The following is a 19,164-nucleotide window of genomic DNA, read 5'->3' on the forward strand; positions in this document are numbered from 1 at the left end:
CTCGCGACCCGCGCCCCGCCAAGGAACGCACCATGACCACCGCCGTCTCGATGGTGCTCTTTCCCGCCGCCGCGTTCGACCTGGACTGGGCGCACGCCACGCTGTCGGCGCAGGGCCTGGAGGTCGCGGCCGCGGCGCAAGGGCTGCAGGTGCGCTGGGACGAAGACGGCCCGGTGCTGCGGATCGCGTTCGTCCACGGCGCGCAGGTCGCGCGGGAAGCGGCCGCGATCGCCGCCGGCGGCGGCTACGCAGACGCGTTGCGCGGCTGCGACGCGCGCTTCGAGATCGCCATCGACGACCTCGACGAAGCCCTCGACGAGATGAACACCCTGATCGAAGTGCAGACGACCCTGCAAGAGGGCACCGGCGGCTTCTTGTTCAACGACTGGAACGGCGAACTGTCGCCGAATCCATCGTCCGACTGAGCGCGCTCAGCGCACCCGGCGCAATTGGCGCACGAAGTGCACGCCCTCGCTGTCGCCTTCGATGGTCAGCACGTCGCCGTCGATCCGGAACGGCCGCGGTTGGTTGGTGCCGGTGTAACTGGGCATCAGGCTGCCTTCGACCCGGTGCACCACCACGCCCTTGGCCGCATCGACGCGATACGTGCCGAAGTAGGCGGCATAGCCGAGGAAGGCCGCGCGCGTTTCCGCATCGCTGCCCTTGGCGTCGTCGCCGGCCGCGAACGGCGGCGGCGCCGGGGTGCGCATGATCTGCACGTGCAGGTGGCCGCTGGGGTCGTAGACGATGTAGCCCTTGGGTTTCTCGCCGTAGGGATAGTGGCGTTTGCCGGCGGCGTCGGTGTCGACGATGCGCTCGACCCGCCAGGTGCCGACCAACGACGCGCTATCGGCCGCGGCGGCCGGCGACGCGGCCGCGAGCCAGGCGACGGCGAGGAACGCGATGGCGAAGAACACGTTGGCGAAGAGCGCGTTGGCGAAGAGCGCGGAACACAAGCGGGGCATGCGGTGCTCCTTGACTGAGGCGTGCGGGGCGGCGCGCGGCGCCGGCCGGCGCGCGCGATCGCGCCGATGCTGCCGGCGCGCGCCGGCGCGCGCCCGTGCCATCGGTCGCGCCGGCTGTCATGTCCGTTGTCATGCCCGCGGCGTGCGCGTCCCTCGCGCGCCCGCGCCGGCTTGAGCGCGTCCGGCGACAGTGGCAGCATCGCCGCCGTGAACGACAGCCCCATCGACCCGGTCCACCTGCGCGACCTGGCGCGCCTGCGCAAGGTCCGCGACCGCATCGACCGCGAGTACGCGCAACCGCTCGACGTGGAGGCGCTGGCGCGCGGCGCGCACATGTCGGCCGGGCACCTGAGCCGGCAGTTCCGCGCCGCCTACGGCGAATCGCCCTATTCCTACCTGATGACCCGGCGGATCGAACGGGCGATGGCGCTGCTGCGCGCGGGCGGGCTCAGCGTCACCGAGGTCTGCTTCGCGGTCGGCTGCTCGTCGCTGGGCACTTTCAGCACCCGCTTCGCCGAACTGGTCGGGATGCCGCCGAGCGTCTACCAGCGCCAGCACGCCGACGCCACCGACGGCATGCCGGCCTGCGTCGCCAAGCAGGTGACGCGACCGATCAGGAATCGAGAAGCGTAGCGGCGCGCGCCCGCCTAGCATGGCCTCTCCCGCCACCACCCGCAGGACATCGCCACCATGAGCGCCGCCATGAACCTCAGCATCCATTCCAGCTTCCTCCCGCACACCGACCCGGAGGCCTCGCTGGCGTTCTACCGCGACGCGCTCGGCTTCGAAGTGCGCAAGGACGTCGGCTACCAGGGCCTGCGCTGGATCACCGTCGGCCCGGCCGGCCAACCCGACACCGCGATCGTGTTGTACCCGCCGCAGGCCACGCCCGGCCTCACCGACGCCGAACAACGCGCGATCGCCGAGATGATGGCCAAGGGCAGCTTCGCCATGCTCAACCTGGCCACGCCCGACCTGGACGGCACCTTCGCCAAGCTGCAGGCCGGCGATACCGAGATCGTGCAGGAGCCGGTCGACCAGCCCTACGGCCTGCGCGATTGCGCGGTGCGCGACCCGGCCGGCAACCTGATCCGCATCCAGCAGACCCCGGCGCGCGGCTGAGCCCGCGCCGCGCGGCGCCGCATCCGCCGGCGCCGTCCGCCGCCCGCGCAGCAACGGCGTCCGCGCCGCCGCAGCCGAACCGCGCGTCCCGGCCCGCGGTTCGCGGACCGATCCTCCCCGGCCGTTCCGGCTTCCCGAACCTTCGCACCCGGCCGCATCCCGCGGCCGCACGGGCGCGGCTCGCCCGCGCCCGCCCACCGACCTGGAGAACGCCCATGCGCGCGACCCGCTGGATCCGCCAGTTCCACCGCTGGACGTCCGTCGTCTTCTTCCTGTGCGTGATCGCCACGACCATCGCCCTGGCGCAAGAGCGGCCGCTGCTGTGGATGTCCTACCTGCCGCTGGCGCCGCTCGCGCTGCTGGCGCTGACCGGGTTGTACCTGTTCGCGCTGCCTTATCTACCGCAGCGCGATCTGCCGCAGCGCGAGAACCTGCGCGACGAAGCGCCGCGATAGCCGCCGGCGCCGCTCACCGCGGCGCGTCCTCCAGCGCATACCCCGTTGGCGGCTCGCTGCTGAGCCAGCCCGGCGCCAGCGGCGGATCGAGGGTGAAGCGGTAGTCGATCTGCAGCCCGCCCGGCCCGGCCCGGCGCAGGCGCAGCGGCAGGCCGGCGGCGTCGGCCCACATTTCCGCCGGCGTGCCGCCCAGACGCAGCGACCAGCGCTGCACGGTGCGGCCGTCGCGGTCGCGCTGGTCGGGCAGGCGTTCGGCGCGGCCCTGGAAGTCGCGCAGTTCGCGCAACCAGCCCAGGTCGCCCGCGGCGGCCGCGGCCTGCGCGCTCAGCGGCATGATCCTGGCTTCGCGCGAATCGTGCAGCAAGGTCAGCACGCGCCGGCGCGGCGGATCGACGATCACGCTCAGCTGCGCGCCGACATCGGTGCGCAGCACGCCGCGCCGGTCGACCACGGTGCGCGAGGTCTGCAACACCTGTCCGTCGATGCGCTGGATCACCCGCAGGTCGAGCACCGCGGCTTCGCGCAGACGCTGCTGCACGGCGGCGAAGGCGTCGCCGCCGCCCGGCAGCAGCGGCACGGCCAACACCGCGACCACCGCCAGCGCCGCGAACGCGCCGGCGGCGAGCCAGCGCGGCAGCGCCGGTCGGCGCGCGCCGTCGGCCGGACGCGGCTGCGCGCGCAGGCGTCCGAGCAAGCGCGCCTGGGCCGCGTCGGCGGCGTCGGCGGGCGCGGCCTGCGCGGCGCGCACCGCGTCGGCCAGCGGCGCGGAGAGTTCGTGGTCGTGGCGGTTCATGGCGCGATCTCCGTGGTATCGCCGCGTTCGGCCAGCTCGGCTTCGAGCCGGCGGCGGGCGCGGTGCAGGACGACGTTGACGTTGTTGACGCTCAGTTGCAGGGATCGGGCGATCTGCTCGATCTCCATCCCTTCCAGGTAGCGCAGGCCGAAGCATTGCGCCTCGCGCCGCGGCAGCCCGGCCAGCGCCTGGCGCAGGCGGCGCGCGCGTTCGTCGTGCAGGTTCGCCTGCTCGGCCGATTCGGCCGCGCCGGACTGCTGCGCGCGCCACAGCGGCAGTGCCCGCCACCAGCGCCGCTGCCGGCGCAGCACGTCGATGGCCGCGCGCGAGGCCGCCGCCGACAGGTACGCCGGCCAGGACTCGATCGTGTCGCGGCCGTCGGACTGCAGCAGGCGCAGGAACACCTCCTGCTGCACGTCCTCGGCCTGGGCCGCGTCGCCGAGTACGCGGTAGGCGGCCTGGAACACCAGCCGCCCGTACTGCCGCGCCAGCGACTCGGCCAACCGGGACTGCTCGCTTGCGCTCATCGGCTCGCTCCTCTCGATGCGGGCGGTCGGGGACGTCATGGATCGGGATCCGTTCGTGGGTCTCGACCGAGCAGACGCGCCGGCGCGGCGGAACTTACATCGCCCCGTCCGTCCCCCACCCGCCCCCGCCCGCGACACCGCCACGCGGCGATGTAAGTTCCGCCGCCCCCGCGCGTCGAGTGTGGTGAATCCCAGGAGAACGCGCCATGCCCCTGCCCGCATCCATGCTTCGCCGCCCGCGCGCCGCCGCGCTGCTCGCCGCCCTGCTGCTGGCCGCCGCGCTGCCCACGGCCGCCGCACGCCCCCTCGCCCGGCCGCACGCACTGCCCGAGCCGGCCGCGCTCGACGCCGAAGTCGCCCGCGCCATGGCCGCGACCGGCGCGCGCGGGCTGGCGGTCGCGGTCGTCGACGACGGCCGCGTCGTCCAGGTCCGCGCTTACGGCGAACGCAACGCGCGCGGCGAACCGCTGCGCACCGACACGGTGATGTACGGCGCCTCGCTGACCAAAGCGGTGTTCGCCTACACCGTCATGCGACTGGTCGACGACGGCAGGATCGAACTCGACCGCCCGCTCGCCGACTACTTCGACCGACCGCTGCCCGACTACCCCGCCGACCGCAAGTACGGCCCCTACGCCGACCTCGCCGGCGACGAACGCTGGCGCAAGCTCACCGCGCGCCACCTGCTCACCCATTCCGGCGGCTTCGCCAACTTCGCCTTCCTCGAACCCGACCGCCGCCTGCGCATCCATTTCGAACCGGGCACGCGCTATTCGTATTCGGGCGAAGGCCTGATCCTGCTGCAGTTCGCGCTCGAACGCGGACTCGGCCTGGACCTGGGCCGGGAAATGGACGAACGCGTGTTCGCGCCGCTGGGCATGCGCGATACCGGCATGATCTGGCAGCCGCGCTTCGCCGCCAACCTCGCCGACGGCTGGACCCTCGACGGAACCGCGGTGGCGCACGACGAGCGCAGCCGGGTGCGCGCCGCCGGCTCGATGGACACCAGCATCGCCGACATCGCCCGCTTCGCCGCGGCGCTGGTGCGCGGCGAAGGCCTGTCGCCGCGCTCGCGCAAGGACATGGTCCGCGCGCAGTTGCCGATCGCCAGCGCTTCGCAGTTCCCGGTGCTGCAACCCGACCTGCCCGCCGCGCAGCGCCGTCCCGACCTTGCCGCCGGCCTGGGCGTGGTCGCGTTTCGCGGGCCGCAGGGCGCGGGCTTCATGAAGGGCGGCCACGACGACAACACCGGCAACACCCTGGTCTGCATCGAACGCGGCCGCCGCTGCGTCGTGCTGCTGTCCAACGACGTGCGCGCCGAACCCGCGTTCGCGCATCTGGTCGCGTTCGTGCTCGGCGAGACCGGCGCGCCGTATCGCTGGGAATACGGCTCGATGAGGTTCTGGGAGCCTTCGCGCTGAGCGTCGCGCCGACCGCGCGGCGCCGGCCTCGCGCGGCGCTGCGCGCACCGACGCACGCGTTGAAAGATTGACCGCATCGCCACCGACGCACGCAAGCGTATACGCCTGCAGCATCGCGAATCTGCGCGTCGGGTTTGCAGTTCGCCGCCACCGACCTCGGGTTTGCCCCAGTTCACCGCCGCGCACGCCGGTTCCATGTTGGGAACGCATCCCACGCACGACGCATCGCCGCTGCGCCTCCGACCCAGCGACCGCACGGCGCCCGCGATCCGAACCCCACTCGAATCGACGACCCGCGAGCCCGCCATGTCCGTTCCCGCCCTCAATCTGCAAAACAAGGCCGCCACCTACGTGCCCGGCAACGGCGACTACAAATCGCCGACCAAGGCCGAACTGGAGGAACTCGCCGACAAGCTGCACGACGTCGGCGAAAAGAAAGCCAAAAAGGACGACTACGACCGCCGCCTGGAATCGCTGGCCAGCGAATTCCTGCCCACCCTGAGCCCGCAGGACCGCGGCCGCTTCATCGGCACGGTGATGGAAAAGGACAAGGGCGCGCTGGATTCGTGGCTGCAGAAAGACCGGCTCGACAAACTCGTCGACAACGGACGGCTCGACGACAGCGACCGCAAGCGTCTGCTCGACGCGGTCGGCCGCGGCTTCGGCGACGACCATATCCCCAAGGACAAGGCCGCCGAATTCGTCGACACCGGGCGCAAGCCCGAGCCTGCGCCCGAACCGGAAGCACCGAAGGACGACAAGCCGGCCGAGCCGCCCAAGGACATCCTCAACGACGGTTTCCGCGAATTCGGCCAGGACGACCGCGTCGTCTACGACGACATCAAGAACGTCTCCTACCCGGGCGAATACAAGGACGGCTGGCTGCGCTTCGAGACCAAGGACGGCGGCAAGTTCGCGGTCGACAAGGCCAGCGCGCCCGACGTGTACGCGCTGGCCGAGCGCAGTTATCTCGACGTCGGCCAGCAGACCATCGACAACGCGCGCGAGCGCGCCAAGCTCGACCCGACCGCCAAGACCGACGTGTTCTCGCTGGAGACCAGCGAGGAAGTCGACGGCCACAAGCTCAAAGTCGGCGACGCGGCGATGAAACTGATGATCGACGAGATCAAGGGCAAGAAGGATCTCTACGACGGCAGCCCGCAGGCCGAGTTCCTGCGCATGGTCGAGGCGCGCAGCGCGGTGACCAACGGCAAGTTCGTCCATCCGGTCTACGAGAACCGCCACATCAACGTCGGCGGCCGCACCAAGACCGAGACCGAGAACCTGCTCAAGCTCGAACCGGCCGACATGAAGGAAATGCTCGACGAGGGCAAGATCAACCGGCGGCTGGACGCGCTGATGCGCGACGAACAGGTGTCGGCGCTTTACGAGAAGAGCCTCAAGGAAGCCGTCGGCAAGGTTCCGGAAGAAGACCGCAAGTCGATGGCCGACAAGCTGGCCAAGGTGGTGGAGAGCCCGGACTACGTGCAGGAGATCGGCAAGCTGCCCAAGTGGGACCAGCCGCGCGCGCAGGCCGATGTCGAGGACGCGGTCTCGCAGTTGGGCCTGCTCGATCCCGAGCGGGCCAAGTCCGCCGGGCAGACGTTCGCGATGAACGCATTGGCGCGCGACATCGATGCCGGCCTCGCCGACGGCGAATTCACGCCCGAGGCCGACGTGGACGGCGTCGAGGCCGGCCTCGGCGCGATCACCACCGCGATGGAGAAGGCCAAGCTGCCGGTCGACCTGACCGAAGGCGTCAAGGAATTCCTCGACAAGGGCGGCGACGACGCCAAGCGCGATTTCGCCCAGGTGGCGAAGGAACTGCGCGCGAACGGCTACGCGCCGGAGGACATCGACAAGGCCTTCGCCGATGTGGATTTCAAGAGCGACAGGAAGGACAGCATCCGCGGCCTGATCGGCCAGCTCGATTCCAGCGGCCTGCTGCCGTCGGTCAGCGGCGCCATCGGCATCGCCTCGACCGTGCGCGGGCTGGTCAACGACGGGTTCGGCGAGACGCCGGAGGAAAAGCTCGCCGTCGCCGGCGGCATCATCGGCATGGTCGGCTCGCTGCCCGATGCGAAGAAGCTGCTGTCCAACCTGGGCAAGGGCATCGACGGCTCGGCGCTGGACCTGCTCGACGTGGACAAGGCGGTCAAGGAGAACATCGGCGTGGAGACGCGCTACGGCAACCAGGCGGTGTCGGCGATCGGCGACAACGTCGGCGCCGCCGACATCCCGCCGACCGATATCGCCAACCGCGACCAGATCGTCGAGGGCATCGAGCGGACCGCGGGCGATCCGGCCCAGGGCAATCTCTCGCGCATCTCGCAGTCGACGCTGAAGGTGCTGTCCGACTATTCCGGCAAGGCCGGCGGCGTGCTCGGCGTGGTCACCGGCGGCATGGGCGCGGCCGAGGCGTTCAAGGGCGACAGCTCCAGCGCGGAAAAGGCCGAGGCGGTGCTCAACGTGGTCTCCGGCACGCTCGACCTCGCCCCGGACGTGCTCAAGGCCGGCAGTCGCTTCGTTTCCGCGGTCGGCGGGCAAGCCGCCGGCGCGGTCGCCGAGCGCGTGGTCGGCGCGATCACCCGCGGGCTCGGGCCGGTCGGCATGCTGCTGAGCGTGGCCTCGGAACTGGTCTCGGTGTTCGTCAACAACGCCAAGGACAAGAAGGAAGCCAGCGAACAGTACGACTGGTTCAGCAAGCTCGGCGACGACGGCGTGACCCACGGCGACTGGAACCTCAAGTACGACTATGCGGTGACCACGCTCAACAGCTTCGGCAACGCGCGCGACTACATCAACAACCTGCGCGAACTGCGCGGCGCCGACTGGGGCGGCCGCCAGGCGCCGGGCGACCGCAGCATCTTCGACTTCCACCGCGAGGAATTCGCCGACTTCAAGGGCAAGTGGGAGAAGGACCGCGGCGCCGACACCTATGTCGAGTTCCTCGACCCCGACAAGCGCAAGGCCGACTTCAAGCGCGAGAAGGAGCACATGGACGAGGTCGAGGAGTACATGGACAAGCATCCGACCTACTTCCCCGGTTATAACGACTGGGTGCTCGAGCTCTGAGCCCCGGCGAAGAACTTCGGACGCCGGCGAAAGCGTCCGGAGCCGACTGGAAAACTCGAACGCTTGCATCGGCATCCGAATGCCGAACGGAAAACTCGAACGCCTGCGTCGGCCCTCGCAGCCGAGCGGAACACCTCGCACGCCCGCTCCAACATCCGCAGCCCGCCAAGCGCCACGTCTCCATCCGCGCAAACAACGTCGCACCGCACACTCCGCTACCGCGTGCGGCGCCTTCCCCGGGGCGCCGCGCGCGCCATTGCGTCAGGATCGTGAACACCGTCTGTGATGCGCGCACCCGCCGCGTTGCGAGCCCCGCCACACAAGACCGCACGGGCTCCACCGACGCTCACCGTGCGTGACGCGCGGCGCCGGAAAACTGCGAGCGAATGCCGGCGCGGCTTCGCGCGGTCTTGAACAAACGCAACGTCCAATGCGCCTGCGCGCCGGCCTCATGCATGACCTCCCCCATGCGGCGTGGACGCGCGTCCGCGCGGCCGCGCGCGGTGCCGCGATCCGGCGGCACCGCGCGCGCGCCGTTCGCCCGCCCCCTTGCCAGAGGAAACCGCGATGCCCGCTACCGCACTGCGTCCGTTCGTCCGCGTCCTGTTCGTCGCCGGCGCGCTGTGCGCGTCCACAACCGCGTTCGCACAGCAACCGCTGTCGCCGAACTACCCGTCCGTGCCCACCGTCGAGCTGCTCGATCCCGGCGCCTCCGCGCAAAGCGGTACGCTGGCGGTGTGCAATGCGACCTGGTACGGCGCCGAAGGCGAGATTCCGGAAGGCTGGCCGACCGCCAGCGGCGAACCGTTCCACCGCTTCGCCCTGGCCGCCGCGCACAACTCGCTGCCGTTCGGCACCAATGTGCGCGTGACTTATCAAGGCCGTTCGGTGGTGGTGCGCATCAACGATCGCGGCGGCTTCGGCGGCGCGGTCTGCATCGACCTGACCTACGGCGCGTTCCTGCGCATCGCCAATCCGGACCTGGGCGTCATCGGCGTCGACTATCAAGTGCAATAAGCGCGGCGCGGCGCGGCGACGACGGCGCGCGGGTGGTCATGCCCACGCCATGACACCGCGACGCAAGCATTAGGGTCAGCCCCAGCTGTGATCCGTCCCCGTCATCGGCTGCAATGCCCCGGCATCCCCCGCACGCACCGAGGCAAGCGATGACGACCCTGAACGGCCCGTCCTATTCCGGCCCGCAATTGGGCGACCTGGTCAACACCAAGGCCGAGATCGAGAACCGGCAGGTGGCCGTACCCGTCGGCTATAAACCGGTCGTGGTCGAACCCGGCGACACCTTGAGCGAGATCGCCGAGGCCAACGACATCCCGCTGGCGCAGCTGCTGGCGGCCAATCCTCAATTCAGCCTGGACCCCGCGTCGAATCCGAACACCCGCAGCGCCGACCTGATCTATCCGGGCGAAACCGTGTTCGTGCCCAGCGACGAAGCCAGGGCCAGCGACGCGGCCGCGGCCAAGTACGCCCAGGCGCTCGACGACAGCGAGCAGCCCTCCGCCACCCACGGCGAATGGGAAACCAAGTCCAAGGCGGTGACCGACGCCAAGGTCGAGTTCACCCAGGCGGTGAAGGCCGAGATCGACGCCAGCATGACCTACAGCGGCAACAGCCGCGAAGACTTCGGCAAGGAAGCGGCCGCGATCGGCGAAAAGATCGCCCAGCGCTACGAAAACGCCGGCCGTCCGGACCTGGCCCAGGCCGCGCGCGAAGCCGGCCAACAGCGCGAGACCGAGATCAACAACGAAGTCTGAGCGCCGCGCGAACGAAAAAGGCGCGCCCCGCGGCGCGCCTTTTTCGTTGCCGCACCGAAGCGCTCAGCCCAGCGGCTGCAACAGCAACATCAGGCACAGCGCCCACATGAACAAGGCGATGCCGCCGTCGAGCACCCGCCACGCGCGCGGGTTGCGGAACACCGGCTGCAGCAGGCGCGCGCCGAAGCCCAGCGAGGCGAACCAGACCACGCTGGCCAGGCAGGCGCCGATGGCGAAGGCCCAGCGCAGATCGCCGTCGTAGCGGGTCGACAGGCTGCCGAGCAGGACCATGGTGTCCAGGTACACGTGCGGATTGAGGAAGGTGAAGGCCAGGCAGGTCAGCACCGCCGTGCGCAGGGTCTGCTGCTGGGCGTTGGACGCGGCCAGCCCGCCGCTGCCCTGCCAGGCGCGGCGCGCGGCCAGGAAACCGTAGACGCCGAGGAAGGCGGCGCCGCCGAAGCGCAGCACCTGCAGCAGGGTCGGCCAGGCCTGCACCAGCGCGCCGATGCCGGCGACGCCGGCCAGGATCAGGGCGATGTCGCTGAAGGCGCAGATCGCCACCACCGGGCCAACATGGCGGCGGGCCAGACCCTGGCGCAGCACGAACGCGTTCTGCGCGCCGATGGCGATGATCAGGCCGGCACTGGCGAGGAAACCGGCGAGGGCGGCGGCGGACAGCATGACGAAACTCCGGGAAAGCGGCGGGGACGCGGCATCCTGCCGGCGCGTACCGCTTAAGGCCAGCTAATTTTCCTTTACTCTATGAAGAATTTCTAATGAAGGGCCGGCCATGGACCTGCTCCATCCGCAACTCGCCGCCTTCGCCGCCGTGCTCGAGGAAGGCAGTTTCGAAGCCGCGGCGCGGCGGCTGTCGGTCACCGCTTCGGCGGTGTCGCAGCGGATCAAGGCGCTGGAGGACCGGCTCGGCCAGGTCCTGGTGGTGCGCCAGGCGCCGTGCCGGCCGACCCGCGCCGGCGAGCGGCTGCTGCGCCGGGTGCGGCCGATGCAGGCGCTGGAGGCCGAGGCGCTGGCCGACTTCCTGCCCGAAGACCGCGAAGCCGCGCCGACCCGGCCGGTCGTGGTCGCGGTCAACGACGATTCGCTCGACAGCTGGTTCCTGGCGGCGATGGCGCGCCTGCACCGCCAGCACGGCTATCTGTTCGACATCCGCGTCGACGACCAGGACCACACCCTGGACCTGCTGCGTAACGGCACCGCGCTCGGCGCGATCACCGCCGAGGCCAATGCGCTGCAGGGCTGCAACGTGCATCCGCTGGGCGTCATGCGCTATCGCGCGATCGCCTCGCCGCAGTTCGCCGCGCGCCACTTCGCCGACGGCATGAACGCCGCCGCGCTGGCGCGCGCGCCGATGATCGTGTTCAACCGCAAGGACGAGTTGCAATGGCGCTACGTGCGCCGGATCACCCGCGCGCGGCTGGCGCCGCCGGTGCACTACGTGCCGACCTCGACCGGCTTCGTCGAGGCCTCCGCGCTCGGCCTGGGCTGGTGCCTGGCGCCGGAATCGCTGACCGGCGCGGCCTTGCGCGGCGGACGCATCGTGCTGGTCGATCCAGGCCGCTCGCTCGACGTGCCGCTGTACTGGCAGCACGCGGCGGTGCGTTCGTCGGTGTTGCAGCGCATCGGCGCCGCGCTGCGCGAGGCCGCGACCGAAGCGCTGCGGCTTTGAACGATGCCGCGCCCAACGGCGCGGCCTGCGCCGTCGCAGCGTCGGTCCGCGCGCACGCGCGACGTCTTCACGCTACCGCGCAGCGGCGCCGCCGCAGCGGCGCGCGCTCACCCGTCACCCGCCCTTGGCGCCGGCGATGTAGTTCTTGTAGCTGTCCATCTGCGTGGTGATCTCGCCGTCGCGCGCCGACGAGCTCAGGATCGCGTCCTGGATGAAGCTGTTGGATTCGTTCTTCAGCCCTTCCAGGTACTGATAGTCCTCGGGCAGCGCGTCGATGATCGCCTGCTTGGCCTGGTCGGTCAGCTGGCCCTGGCCGTCGGTCAGCAGTTGCTTGGGAATCGCGGTCAGCGCGTCCTCGACCGCGGTCTTGGCCTGTTCGCTCAGGCCGCCGAGCACGCCGTCGAGCTTGTTGGTGATCGCCTTGGCGGCGAAGTCGCCGCCGACCGGGATCGCCGATACGCCCAGGTCGATCAGGTAACCGACGAAGGCGTCGCGCGCGGCCTGGTCGGCGCGCAGGTCGACGTAGCCGGAGGACACCGCGTCCTGCATCACCGCGCCGATCATCGCCAGGCGGGTGGTGCTCAGGTCGACCGCCTCGATGTCGGCCTCGTCGATCTTGCCGTCGCCGGTGACGTCGGTGCCTTCGGCGCGGTTGCTCACGCGCACGTCGTTGGCGGTGAACCGGCCGAGCTGGTCCATGATCGCGGCGCTATGGCTGTTGTCCGGATTCAAACCGGTCAGGCGCACCAGATTGGACAGCGCGGCGAGGTTCTCGCCGATCACCGTGCTCTTCTCGTTGCTGGAGCCGGCGGTCTGCTGCGGGTTGGGCACCAGCGCGTCCTTGAGGATGGTGTCGCCATGGGTCTGCATCAGCTCGCCCAGGGCTTCGGCGCGGGCGTCCAGCGGCTTGTTGTCGTAGGTGTAGTACTGGTTCTCCAGGCCGTCGCCCTTGGAGTGCTCGCCGACATAGTCGACCAGTTCGCGCACCTGCTCGGGCGTGCCGTGGCGCGAGGTGTTCTCGATCAGGATCGCCATCGGATCGCGCACGTTGCTGCCGTCGGCGTCGTGCTTGGCCTGCAGGCCCATGCCATACTGGGACACGTCGTCGCGCAACTGGTTGCGCTGGTCAGGGCTGAGCCGGCCCAGCGCGGCGTTGACCGCGTCCGAACCGCCGGACTGGTCCAGGGCGTTGAGCAGGATGCCGGCATAGGCCGGCGTTTCCGGCATCTGCGGATGGCCGTCGACGTACAGGCGCTGGGTCAGCATGTCGCCGGCGAATTTCTCGATGAAGGCGCTGGACGCGGACGAGTTGCTCGAGGTCAGGGTGCCGATCAGGTCGTTGAGCTGGTCGGGATCGGGCGTGAGCATGCCGCCGCCGGCGACCGCGCCGGAACCGTAGATGTTGGTGAACGACAGCGCGTCCTCGAACGATACCTGGCCGTCGACATAGGCCTGGCCGAACGAGTCGAAGATCGACTGGCGCTCGCGATCGGTGATGGTGCCCTCGCCGACCAGCGAGTTGAGCCGGTCGACGGTCAGCCAGGAACGGGTCGCGCCGGAGTCTTGCTTGAGGATCTCCTGGAACAACGACTCGCGCGTGGACGGATCGAGCTTGTCGAGCTCCTGCGCGAAGAAATCCATTCGCTGCTCGTAGTTGTCGGCGATGAGCCAGCGGTAGCCCTTGTCGAGGATTTCGCTGGCTTTTTGCTGGATGTCGGTCATGGCGGCGCCCTGCGATGGGTTTGGGCGCACGGTAGCCGCGCAACGCCGCGGCGATAACTAGGGCCGCCCCTAAGTGCCCGCGTTCATGTAGTTGAGCGGGAGGTGCAGGCGATCGCGACGGGCGCGCCGCGCAGGCAGCCCCCCACCGCCGCGCGAAGTGCGAACGCGACGCCGGCATCGCCGCAGCGCGCGCGTCGTTCCGGCCGGTATCGGCCGCGCGTGCCGTGCGACGAAAACGGCCGCGGGATCGCCGCGGCCGGAATGCGATACGGTGCGCGAGCGCTGCCGGCGCCCGCCAGGTTCAGCCGTCCTGACCGCTCAACAGCAGGCAGGTGCGGATGCAGGCCACGTTCTCCTTGAAGCAGGTTTTGGACGGATGACCCTCCAACAGGCACTGGTCGAACCAGAAATTGCATGAGTCCTGGCATTCCTGCGGGTCGGGCACCGTCGCCGACGCACCGAAGCCCATACCGAACATGAGCATCGCCAATGCCGTCCAACCGATAGCGTTTCGCTTCATTCCATATCTCCTTGGATTAAAGACCCGACGCCGGCTCAGTGCCGGCGCCGGATCGAGTATAGGTGCGCAAATCGCCCGCGCGGGCGCGGCGCCGGTTGCGTTTCAACGGCTGGTGGCGAGGGCTGCCAACTTGTATGCATGCAACGCATATCGCCTGCACATCACATGCGCCAAGAAAGTGCGGCGAGGGGTCTCGCTGCATGGGTATCCCCGTCGCCAGCGTCGATCTGCGGCCATTCCGAGCCGGAACCCGTCAGCCCCCTGGCCGCCGCTGCGCACGCCCATCCGACAAGGTCGGCAAGGTCCACGGGGCTGCGCCGTGTACACCGATCCGCCGACCGCGCGTTGTCATTTTCATGTCAGCGTCGCGACCGGGTGAGAATGCTAAGGTCGGCGACGGTTTAGCCGACACGGCGCCCCCCGGACCCATGGACACCCGCTTGTTCGACGCACCTCTTGCCCATCGTGCCGCCAACCGCGCCGGATCGACCCATCGCCTGCCCCTGATCGCCTTCGCCTGCCTGGCCCTGGCGGCCTGCGGCGGCGCCAAGGACAAACCCGGCAAGGGCCAGAATCCGGCCGTCGAGGTCGGCTACGTGGTGATGCAGCCGACCACGGTGGCGATCACCAGCGAATTCAACGGCCGCGCGGTCGCGTTCCAAAGCTCCGAGGTGCGCCCGCAGATCGGCGGGCTGGTGCAGCGCCAACTGTTCCAGGAAGGCAGCCAGGTGCGCGCCGGGCAACCGCTGTACCAGATCGATCCCAGCCTTTACCGCGCCTCGGTCGAGCAGGCCGAAGCCGACCTGAAGAACGCGCGCGCCGCGCTCAACGCCGCCGACCTGCTGGCCCAGCGCAACAAGTCGCTGGTCGGCGCGCAGATGATCAGCCGCCAGGACTACGACAACGCCGTCGCCGCCGCCGACCAGGCGCGCGCCAACGTCGCCCAGCGCGAGGCCGCGCTGTCGACCGCGCGCATCAACCTGCGCTTCGCCACGGTGCCGGCGCCGATCGACGGCCGCATCGGCCGTTCGCTGGTCACCGTCGGCGCGCTGGTCACGCCCGACCAGGCCGCGCCGCTGGCGACGATCCAGCGGCTGGACCCGATCTACGTCGACGTGCAGCAGTCCGCGCAGCAGTTGCTGACGCTGCGCGAACAGCTGTCGTCGGGCAACGTCCAGGCCAGCCAGGCCGACGCGCGCATCTTCCTGCCCAACGGCAAGCCCTATCCGCAGCCGGGCACCTTGCAGTTCTCCGAAGTGCTGGTCGACGAAACCACCGGCACGGTGACCCTGCGCATCCGCGTGCCGAATGCGGACGGCACCCTGCTGCCGGGCATGTTCCTGCGCGCGCGCCTGGCCCAGGCCACCCAGACCTCGGCCTATCGCCTGCCGCAGCAGGCGCTGGTGCGCGGACCGACCGGCGACGCCTTCGTCTGGGTGGTCGGCGCCGACAACAAAGCGGTGCAGCGCCCGATCGGCGCCGACCGCGTCGACGGCAGCGACTGGATCGTCACCACCGGCCTCAATCCCGGCGACAAGGTCGTCACCCAGGGCATCGGTTCGCTGCGCCGCGACGCGCAGGTGCGCGCGGTGCCGGCCTCGACCCCGCAGAAGCTGCAACCTCCCGGCGCCGCGTCCGCCCAGCCGACCAAGCAAGGCTGAGGGCCGCGCATGATCTCCCGCGTCTTCATCGAGCGCCCGATCTTCGCCTGGGTGCTGGCCATCGTGGTGATGCTCGGCGGCGCGTTCGCGATGCGCTCGCTGCCGATCTCGCAGTATCCCAACGTCGCCCCGCCCAACGTCAGCATCCGCGCCAACTACCCCGGCGCCTCGGCCGAGACCATCGAGAACAGCGTCACCCAGGTGATCGAGCAGACGCTGACCGGCATCGACGGCATGCTGTACTTCAGCTCGACCTCGACCTCGCGCGGCCAGGTCACCATCTCGGTCACGTTCGACACCAGCGTCGATCCCGACATCGCCCAGGTGCAGGTGCAGAACCAGGTCCAGCAGGCGATCCCGCGGCTGCCGCAGCAGGTGCAGCAGCAGGGCATCGTGGTGCGCAAGGCCAACCCCGACGACCTGATGCTGGTGGCGATCTACGACGAGAACAACACCGTCACCAACCGCGATATCGCCGACTACCTCACCACCAACTTCCAGGACCCGATCTCGCGCATCGCCGGCATCGGCGACGCCAACGTCTACGGCAGCCCGTACGCGATGCGGGTGTGGCTGGACCCGGCCAAGCTGGCCTCGTTCCAGCTGATGCCCAGCGACGTGGTCGCGGCGATCCGCAGCCAGAACGCCGAAGTCGCCGCCGGCCAGATCGGCGACCAGCCGCAGCCGGCCACCCAGATGCTCAACGCGCTGGTGACCGCGCAGACCCGCCTGCAGACCGCCGACCAGTTCCGCCAGATCGTGCTCAAGACCCAGGCCAACGGCGCCGCGGTGCGGCTCGGCGACGTGTCGCGGGTGGAGATCGGCTCGGAGAACTACAACTCCTCCAGCCTGCTCAACGGCCACCCCGCCGCCGGCATGGCGCTGCAGTTGGCGCCCGGCGCGAACGCGCTGGAATCGGCCGAACTGGTCCGCGCCGAGGTGACCCGGCTGTCGGCCAACCTGCCGCAGGGCTGGAAGGTCGCCTACCTCAACGATGCCACCGACTTCATCAAGCTCTCCATCGGCGAGGTGGTCAAGACCCTGATCGAAGCGATCGTGCTGGTGGTGATCGTGATGTTCGTGTTCCTGCAGAGCTGGCGCGCCACGCTGATCCCGGCGATCGCGGTGCCGGTGGTGCTGCTGGGCACGTTCGGGATCATCTACGCCGCCGGATTCTCGATCAACACGCTGACCCTGTTCGGCCTGGTGCTGGCGATCGGCCTGCTCGTCGACGACGCCATCGTCGTAGTCGAGAACGTCGAGCGGCTGATGCACGAGAACCCGAACATGACCCCGCGCCAAGCCACCATCGCCTCGATGCGCGAGATCAACGTCGCCCTGATCGCCATCGCGCTGGTGCTGTCGGCGGTGTTCCTGCCGATGGTGATGTTCGGCGGCTCCACCGGGGTGATCTATCGCCAGTTCTCGCTGACCATCGTCTCCTCGATGGCGCTGTCGGTGCTGGTGGCGCTGGTGCTGAGCCCGGCGCTGACCGCGACCTTGCTGAAGTCGCCGCACGCGCAGGCGGCGCAGGGCCCGGGTTGGCTGGCGCGGCGCGCGCCGGGGCTGGCGGCGTTGCCGGCGCGGCTGGGTCGCGGTTTCAACCGCGGCATGGACGCGGCCACCGGCCGCTACCTGCAGAGCGTGCAACTGATGTTCCGCCGCCACTGGCTGGCCTTGCTGGTCTACGCCGGCATCGCCGGCCTGCTCGCGCTGCTGTTCCTGCGCCTGCCCACCGGCTTCCTGCCGTCGGAAGACCAGGGCCGCATCAACGTCCAGTTCCGCCTGCCCGGCGGCGCCACCCTCGGCCGCACCACCGAGGTCCGCGACCAGGTCAACCAATACCTGAGCAAGAACGAATCCGAGCTCATCAGCGCGGCCTTCATCGTCGCCGGCGGCGGCGGCCCGACCGCGGCGCAGAATTCCGGCCAGGGCTTCATCAGCCTGACCGACTGGTCGCAGCGCGAGACCGACGCCGGCAGCGCCGACGCGATGATCGACCGGGTCAGCAAGGGCCTGTCGGGCCTGCGCGACGCCAGCGTGTTCGTGCTGGCGCCGCCGCCGATCCGCGGCTTCGGCCAGACCACCGGCTTCACCCTGGAACTGCAGAACACCAGCGGCATGTCGCGCGCGGACTTCGCCGCCGCCGGCGAGCGGCTGATCGCCGCGGCCCAGCGCGATCCGCTGCTGGGTTCGGTGCGCCCGAGCCTGCTGCCGGACACGCCGACGCTGCGGGTCAACAGCGACGCGCAGATGCTCTCCAGCCTGGGCCTGACCCAGGACGCGGTGAACTCGACCCTGTCCACCGCCTGGGGCGGCACCTACGTCAACGACTTCATCGACCGCGGCCGGGTCAAGCGCGTGTACGTGCAGGGCGACGCGCCGTTCCGCAACGAGCCCGACAGCCTGTACCAGTGGCATGTGCGCGGCGCCGACGGGCAGATGACGCCGTTTTCGGCCTTCGCCACGCTCGGCTGGGCGCAGGCGCCGACCGCGCTGCTGCGCTTCAACGGCGTACCGGCGACCGAGCTGCAGGGCACGCCCGCGCCCGGCGTCAGCAGCGGCACCGCGATGGCGCGGATGGAAGAACTCGCGCGCGAAATCCCCGGCGTCAGCGTGGCCTGGGCCGGCCTGTCCTACCAGGAGCGCCTGTCCACCGGCCAGGCGCCGCTGCTGTACGCGCTGGCGCTACTGTTGGTGTTCCTGTGCCTGGCCGCGCTGTACGAGAGCTGGTCGATCCCGATCGCGGTCCTGCTGGTGGTGCCGCTGGGCCTGGTCGGCGCGGTGCTGGCGGTGACCTTGCGCGGGCTGGAGAACGACGTCTATTTCCAGATCGGCCTGATCACCACGATGGGCCTGGCGGCGAAGAACGCGATCCTGATCGTCGAGTTCGCCGAGCAGGCCGAACGCCGCGGCGCCGGCACGGTCGAGGCCGCGCTGGAAGCCGCGCGCCTGCGCCTGCGGCCGATCCTGATGACCAGCTTCGCCTTCATCTTCGGCGCGCTGCCGCTGGCGCTGTCGACCGGCGGCGGCGCCAACAGCCGCATCGAGATCGGCACCGCGGTGGTCGGCGGCACGCTGACCGCGACGGTGCTGGCGGTGTTCTACATCCCGCTGTTCTACCTGCTGGTGCGGCGCGTGGCGCAGAAGCTGGCGGGGCTGCGGCATCGCGGCGAGGGGAAGCCGCAGGCGCATTGATGGCGGGTGCGAGGTGAGGGCGCGCGGCGAGCGGGTACGAAAGCGTCGGGCCTGAAGGCCCTCCCACAACAGCCGTTGGGCTTGGGCCCCTTCCACGGCCGGCCAGGGCCGCTTCCACGACGGGCTCTGTCGGAGGGCGCGCCGCCGCGCTCTTGGCTTAACGGTTGCGGCGGCGGCGCAACGCCGGTCGCAAACCCGTCGTCGCCGGCTGGCTAGAATCGCCGGGCATCCGCGCTTCCCCTGTCC

At 70.2% G+C, this 19,164-nt stretch carries 17 protein-coding genes and 1 pseudogene; 12 read left to right on the forward strand and 6 right to left on the reverse strand.

What is annotated here, in order from left to right:
- Positions 1 to 32: 32 nt before the first annotated feature.
- Complete coding sequence (locus RDV84_RS03830; protein ID WP_309152522.1) at positions 33 to 425, forward strand: hypothetical protein; 393 nt, start codon at positions 33 to 35, stop codon at positions 423 to 425.
- Between the two features lie 6 nt (positions 426 to 431).
- Here the strand turns inward: RDV84_RS03830 and RDV84_RS03835 are convergent, their stop codons facing one another.
- The gene (locus RDV84_RS03835; protein WP_309152523.1) at positions 432 to 965 is read right to left on the reverse strand and encodes a lipocalin-like domain-containing protein; all 534 of its coding nucleotides are present in this window, start codon (positions 963 to 965) and stop codon (positions 432 to 434) included.
- 207 nt (positions 966 to 1,172) lie between these two features.
- On the opposite strand from RDV84_RS03835, the gene RDV84_RS03840 reads away from it, so the two are divergent.
- The 3 genes from RDV84_RS03840 to RDV84_RS03850 all read left to right on the forward strand — a co-directional run bounded on the left by RDV84_RS03840 (position 1,173) and on the right by RDV84_RS03850 (position 2,542).
- Positions 1,173 to 1,598 carry a helix-turn-helix transcriptional regulator gene (locus RDV84_RS03840; protein WP_057949926.1) on the forward strand — a complete coding sequence of 142 codons (426 nt, stop codon included), beginning with the start codon at positions 1,173 to 1,175 and terminating at the stop codon, positions 1,596 to 1,598.
- 57 nt (positions 1,599 to 1,655) lie between these two features.
- Positions 1,656 to 2,087: a VOC family protein gene (locus tag RDV84_RS03845; protein WP_309152525.1), complete on the forward strand. Its 432-nt coding sequence runs from the start codon at positions 1,656 to 1,658 to the stop codon at positions 2,085 to 2,087.
- Between the two features lie 215 nt (positions 2,088 to 2,302).
- Positions 2,303 to 2,542 carry a hypothetical protein gene (locus tag RDV84_RS03850; RefSeq protein WP_078997670.1) on the forward strand — a complete coding sequence of 80 codons (240 nt, stop codon included), beginning with the start codon at positions 2,303 to 2,305 and terminating at the stop codon, positions 2,540 to 2,542.
- 13 nt (positions 2,543 to 2,555) lie between these two features.
- On the opposite strand, the gene RDV84_RS03855 is transcribed toward RDV84_RS03850, so the two are convergent.
- Entirely contained in the window at positions 2,556 to 3,335 is a 780-nt protein-coding gene (locus RDV84_RS03855; protein ID WP_309152526.1) for a hypothetical protein, read from the reverse strand.
- Complete coding sequence (locus tag RDV84_RS03860; protein WP_309152527.1) at positions 3,332 to 3,862, reverse strand: RNA polymerase sigma factor; 531 nt, start codon at positions 3,860 to 3,862, stop codon at positions 3,332 to 3,334. The genes RDV84_RS03855 and RDV84_RS03860 overlap by 4 nt, the downstream gene beginning before the upstream one ends.
- Positions 3,863 to 4,068: 206 nt before the next feature.
- Here RDV84_RS03860 and RDV84_RS03865 point away from each other — a divergent pair, with 206 nt between their 5' ends.
- The 4 genes from RDV84_RS03865 (at position 4,069) to RDV84_RS03880 (ending at position 10,130) form a co-directional block, all read left to right on the forward strand.
- Positions 4,069 to 5,283 (forward strand): serine hydrolase domain-containing protein, encoded by a 1,215-nt coding sequence (locus tag RDV84_RS03865; RefSeq protein WP_309152528.1) that lies wholly within the window; start codon positions 4,069 to 4,071, stop codon positions 5,281 to 5,283.
- 306 nt (positions 5,284 to 5,589) lie between these two features.
- Complete coding sequence (locus RDV84_RS03870; RefSeq protein WP_309152529.1) at positions 5,590 to 8,358, forward strand: hypothetical protein; 2,769 nt, start codon at positions 5,590 to 5,592, stop codon at positions 8,356 to 8,358.
- Positions 8,359 to 8,925: 567 nt separating this feature from the next.
- A complete protein-coding gene (locus RDV84_RS03875) occupies positions 8,926 to 9,375 on the forward strand; it encodes a septal ring lytic transglycosylase RlpA family protein (protein ID WP_250447220.1) in 450 nt (149 codons plus the stop codon).
- A gap of 149 nt (positions 9,376 to 9,524) precedes the next feature.
- Positions 9,525 to 10,130, forward strand: coding sequence for a LysM peptidoglycan-binding domain-containing protein (locus tag RDV84_RS03880; protein ID WP_158229870.1), 606 nt, complete (start codon positions 9,525 to 9,527; stop codon positions 10,128 to 10,130).
- 63 nt (positions 10,131 to 10,193) lie between these two features.
- Here RDV84_RS03880 and RDV84_RS03885 read toward each other — a convergent pair whose 3' ends face one another.
- Complete coding sequence (locus RDV84_RS03885) at positions 10,194 to 10,811, reverse strand: LysE/ArgO family amino acid transporter (protein ID WP_057946084.1); 618 nt, start codon at positions 10,809 to 10,811, stop codon at positions 10,194 to 10,196.
- A gap of 109 nt (positions 10,812 to 10,920) precedes the next feature.
- Between RDV84_RS03885 and RDV84_RS03890 the strand changes: the two genes are divergently transcribed.
- On the forward strand, positions 10,921 to 11,817 hold the full coding sequence (locus RDV84_RS03890) for a LysR family transcriptional regulator ArgP (RefSeq protein ID WP_057946083.1): 897 nt from the start codon (positions 10,921 to 10,923) through the stop codon (positions 11,815 to 11,817).
- A 114-nt stretch (positions 11,818 to 11,931) separates the two neighbouring features.
- Here the strand turns inward: RDV84_RS03890 and RDV84_RS03895 are convergent, their stop codons facing one another.
- Positions 11,932 to 13,539: a hypothetical protein gene (locus RDV84_RS03895; protein ID WP_057946082.1), complete on the reverse strand. Its 1,608-nt coding sequence runs from the start codon at positions 13,537 to 13,539 to the stop codon at positions 11,932 to 11,934.
- A 301-nt stretch (positions 13,540 to 13,840) separates the two neighbouring features.
- Positions 13,841 to 14,059: a hypothetical protein gene (locus RDV84_RS03900; RefSeq protein ID WP_309152530.1), complete on the reverse strand. Its 219-nt coding sequence runs from the start codon at positions 14,057 to 14,059 to the stop codon at positions 13,841 to 13,843.
- A gap of 428 nt (positions 14,060 to 14,487) precedes the next feature.
- Between RDV84_RS03900 and RDV84_RS03905 the strand changes: the two genes are divergently transcribed.
- The 3 genes and pseudogenes from RDV84_RS03905 to RDV84_RS25825 form a co-directional block, all read left to right on the forward strand.
- On the forward strand, positions 14,488 to 15,720 hold the full coding sequence (locus tag RDV84_RS03905) for an efflux RND transporter periplasmic adaptor subunit (protein ID WP_309152531.1): 1,233 nt from the start codon (positions 14,488 to 14,490) through the stop codon (positions 15,718 to 15,720).
- Positions 15,721 to 15,729: 9 nt separating this feature from the next.
- Positions 15,730 to 18,918 (forward strand): multidrug efflux RND transporter permease subunit, encoded by a 3,189-nt coding sequence (locus tag RDV84_RS03910; RefSeq protein ID WP_309152532.1) that lies wholly within the window; start codon positions 15,730 to 15,732, stop codon positions 18,916 to 18,918.
- A gap of 23 nt (positions 18,919 to 18,941) precedes the next feature.
- A pseudogene (locus RDV84_RS25825) lies at positions 18,942 to 19,079 on the forward strand (DUF6053 domain-containing protein); the annotation flags it as partial.
- Positions 19,080 to 19,164 lie beyond the last annotated feature (85 nt).

The organism is Lysobacter yananisis (assembly GCF_031199375.1).
GTDB classification, from domain to species: Bacteria; Pseudomonadota; Gammaproteobacteria; order Xanthomonadales; family Xanthomonadaceae; genus Lysobacter; species Lysobacter yananisis.

Excerpts from the sequence above, each read along its gene's own strand:
- RDV84_RS03865 (WP_309152528.1), top strand. The coding sequence starts at position 4,069 with ATGCCCCTGCCCGCATCCATGCTTCGCCGCCCGCGCGCCGCCGCGCTG.
- RDV84_RS03910 (WP_309152532.1), top strand. The coding sequence starts at position 15,730 with ATGATCTCCCGCGTCTTCATCGAGCGCCCGATCTTCGCCTGGGTGCTG.
- RDV84_RS03860 (WP_309152527.1), bottom strand. The coding sequence starts at position 3,862 with ATGAGCGCAAGCGAGCAGTCCCGGTTGGCCGAGTCGCTGGCGCGGCAG.
- RDV84_RS03905 (WP_309152531.1), top strand. The coding sequence starts at position 14,488 with ATGGACACCCGCTTGTTCGACGCACCTCTTGCCCATCGTGCCGCCAAC.
- RDV84_RS03885 (WP_057946084.1), bottom strand. The coding sequence starts at position 10,811 with ATGCTGTCCGCCGCCGCCCTCGCCGGTTTCCTCGCCAGTGCCGGCCTG.
- RDV84_RS03875 (WP_250447220.1), top strand. The coding sequence starts at position 8,926 with ATGCCCGCTACCGCACTGCGTCCGTTCGTCCGCGTCCTGTTCGTCGCC.
- RDV84_RS03855 (WP_309152526.1), bottom strand. The coding sequence starts at position 3,335 with ATGAACCGCCACGACCACGAACTCTCCGCGCCGCTGGCCGACGCGGTG.
- RDV84_RS03870 (WP_309152529.1), top strand. The coding sequence starts at position 5,590 with ATGTCCGTTCCCGCCCTCAATCTGCAAAACAAGGCCGCCACCTACGTG.
- RDV84_RS03895 (WP_057946082.1), bottom strand. The coding sequence starts at position 13,539 with ATGACCGACATCCAGCAAAAAGCCAGCGAAATCCTCGACAAGGGCTAC.
- RDV84_RS03880 (WP_158229870.1), top strand. The coding sequence starts at position 9,525 with ATGACGACCCTGAACGGCCCGTCCTATTCCGGCCCGCAATTGGGCGAC.
- RDV84_RS03835 (WP_309152523.1), bottom strand. The coding sequence starts at position 965 with ATGCCCCGCTTGTGTTCCGCGCTCTTCGCCAACGCGCTCTTCGCCAAC.
- RDV84_RS03845 (WP_309152525.1), top strand. The coding sequence starts at position 1,656 with ATGAGCGCCGCCATGAACCTCAGCATCCATTCCAGCTTCCTCCCGCAC.
- RDV84_RS03900 (WP_309152530.1), bottom strand. The coding sequence starts at position 14,059 with ATGAAGCGAAACGCTATCGGTTGGACGGCATTGGCGATGCTCATGTTC.
- RDV84_RS03850 (WP_078997670.1), top strand. The coding sequence starts at position 2,303 with ATGCGCGCGACCCGCTGGATCCGCCAGTTCCACCGCTGGACGTCCGTC.
- RDV84_RS03890 (WP_057946083.1), top strand. The coding sequence starts at position 10,921 with ATGGACCTGCTCCATCCGCAACTCGCCGCCTTCGCCGCCGTGCTCGAG.
- RDV84_RS03830 (WP_309152522.1), top strand. The coding sequence starts at position 33 with ATGACCACCGCCGTCTCGATGGTGCTCTTTCCCGCCGCCGCGTTCGAC.